The sequence below is a fragment of the Staphylococcus sp. EG-SA-15 genome (assembly GCF_017151895.1).
Taxonomy (GTDB): Bacteria; Bacillota; Bacilli; order Staphylococcales; family Staphylococcaceae; genus Staphylococcus; species Staphylococcus aureus.
Genome location: NZ_JACVZN010000069.1, coordinates 1 through 569 on the forward strand (window position 1 = coordinate 1; position 569 = coordinate 569).

Below are 569 nucleotides of genomic sequence, written 5' to 3' on the forward strand. Positions count from 1 at the left end.
GAAAAAGGCGAAGTAATTGGAACAACTAAAACAGATGAAAATGGTAAATATCGTTTCGATAATTTAGATAGCGGTAAATACAAAGTTATTTTTGAAAAGCCTGCTGGCTTAACACAAACAGTTACAAATACAACTGAAGATGATAAAGATGCAGATGGTGGCGAAGTTGACGTAACAATTACGGATCATGATGATTTCACACTTGATAACGGATACTACGAAGAAGAAACATCAGATAGCGACTCCGATTCGGACAGCGATTCAGACTCAGATAGCGACTCAGATTCAGACAGTGATTCAGACTCAGATAGTGACTCAGACTCAGACAGCGACTCAGATTCAGATAGCGACTCAGACTCAGACAGCGACTCAGATTCAGATAGTGACTCAGACTCAGATAGCGACTCAGATTCAGACAGCGATTCAGATTCAGATAGTGACTCAGACTCAGATAGCGATTCAGATTCAGACAGCGACTCAGACTCAGACAGTGATTCAGATTCAGATAGCGATTCAGACAGCGACTCAGACTCGGATAGCGACTCAGACTCAGACAGCGATTCAGACTC

Annotated in this window: 1 protein-coding gene; it reads left to right on the forward strand. The window is 42.2% G+C overall.

Features of this window, described 5'->3' with window-relative positions:
• Positions 1 to 569, forward strand: a 569-nt coding sequence (locus tag IDG64_RS14345) for an SdrD B-like domain-containing protein (RefSeq protein WP_206171354.1), incomplete at both ends; no start/stop codon positions are given.